Origin of the sequence: Rhodopila sp., assembly GCF_035548235.1 — a bacterium.
Lineage (GTDB): Bacteria > Pseudomonadota > Alphaproteobacteria > Acetobacterales > Acetobacteraceae > Rhodopila.
On sequence record NZ_DASZTJ010000001.1, the window covers coordinates 1 to 1,897 of the forward strand.

Below are 1,897 nucleotides of genomic sequence, written 5' to 3' on the forward strand. Positions count from 1 at the left end.
GCGGGGCGCACCACCTGCAGGTACATCGGCAGGAACGACACCAGGGAGACGGTCTGGGCCGCGACGCAGGCCGCCAGCGCGTCGGTCCGCCAGATGCCGGCCTGGCGGAGCAGGTTGACCGGCAGCAGCGGCGCGGCGGCGCGCTTCTCCTGCCGGATCAGCAGCGCCAGGCTGACGGCCGCCAGCAGCACCATGGCCACGCCGACCGAGACCGCGCCGGCGCCGAAGTGCTGCGCCTTCTCCATCGCCAGCAACAGCGGTCCGATGAAGCCGGCGAAGAACACGGTGCCCCAGACGTCGAAATTGATCGGGCCTCCGCTCCGCGCCACGGCCGGCAGGCGCAGCACCAGCACTGCCGCCAGCGCGCCCAGCGGCAGGTTGACCATGAACACCGACTGCCAGCCGTAATGCTGCGTCAGCCAGCCGCCGGCGACCGGCCCGAACGTCGCCGCCGTGGCGTACATGCCCGACAGGTAGCCCTGGTACTTGCCGCGCTGGCGGGGCGGGACCGCCTCGGCGATCAGCGCCTGCGACAGGGTCATCAGCCCGCCGCCGCCGGCGCCTTGCAGCAGCCGCGCCGCGGTCAGCATCAGGATGGAGGTGGACAGCGCGCACAGCACGGAGGCGAGGACGAACACCGCGATCGCCACGAACATCATTCGCCGCCGTCCCAGCGCGTCGCCGAGGCGGCCATAGACCGGGGCGGCGATGGTCGTGGCCACGAGGTAGGAGACGACGACCCAGGACACACGCTCCACATCGCCCAGCGCGCCGGCGATGGAGGGTAGGGCGGTGGCGACGATGGTCTGGTCCAGCGCCGCCAGGAACATCGGCAGCATCACCGACGGAAACACCGTCAGGAACAGGTTGGGGGCGGAGGTAACCCGAGCGCCCTGGATGGAATCGGGTTCGGCGGCTGGGGTAGCGGTGTCGGCTGGCATGGGTCTTTCCTAGGCCCGATGCGCGCGGATGCCCAGGGGGACAGGGTCCGAGACAGGGCCGGAGCGATCGTCGGGTTGCGGCGGCGTGCCGCTCGCGCATACTTCGCGGCAAGAAATCCGCGAGGGAGGACACCCGATGCCGGTCGATCCGCAAATCCAGACCCTGCTCGACCTGCGAGCATCCTTGCCGCCGTTCCATACGCTGTCCGTCGCCGATGCGCGCGCGCAATTCTCCGCGCGGACGGTGCCGGGAATGCGCGCGGACGCGGTCGCGAAGGTGGAGAACCGGGACATGCAGGGGCCGGGCGGCTCGTTGGCGTTGCGTATCTACACGCCGCTGGGCGAGGGGCCGTTCCCGCTGATCGTGTATTTCCACGGCAGCGGCTTCGTGGTGTGCAGCCTGGACACGCATGACCTCCTGTGCCGCAACCTGTGCGCCGGGACCGGCTGCGTGGTGGTGTCGGTCGATTACCGCCTGGCGCCGGAACACAAATTCCCCGCCGCCGTCGAGGATTGCCTGGCGGCGACGCGCTGGGCGCAGGCGAATGCCTCGGGGCTGGGGGCCGACCCCGGGCGGGTAATCGTGGCGGGCGACAGCGCCGGGGGGAACCTGGCGACGGTGACGGCGTTGCGTATCCGAGACGAAGGCGGCCCGCGACTGCTGGCGCAGTTGCTGATCTATCCGGTGACGGACCACTGGACCAGCGGCGCGCCGTCGCTGGAGGAGAATGCCGAGGGCTATGGCCTGGGCAAGGCCGGGATGATCTGGTTCTGGGATCATTACCTGTCCGATCCGTCCCAGGCGACCCATCCGCATGTCAGCCCGATGCGCGCGAACGACCTGGGTCGCCTGCCGCCGGCGCTGATCCTGACGGCGGAATACGACCCGCTGCGCGACGAGGGGGAGTTCTATGCCGATAAGCTGCGCGCCGCGGGCGTCGAGGTGCGGATGAAGC

At 70.4% G+C, this 1,897-nt stretch carries 2 protein-coding genes; one reads left to right on the top strand and one right to left on the bottom strand.

The window, feature by feature from the left end; genetic code table 11:
• The coding region (locus VHB27_RS00005) for an MFS transporter (RefSeq protein WP_325596366.1) at positions 1-941 on the bottom strand (941 nt) is incomplete at its 3' end.
• 136 nt (positions 942-1,077) lie between these two features.
• Between VHB27_RS00005 and VHB27_RS00010 the strand changes: the two genes are divergently transcribed.
• Positions 1,078-1,897: alpha/beta hydrolase (locus VHB27_RS00010; protein WP_325596368.1), on the top strand; the 820-nt coding region annotated here is incomplete at its 3' end.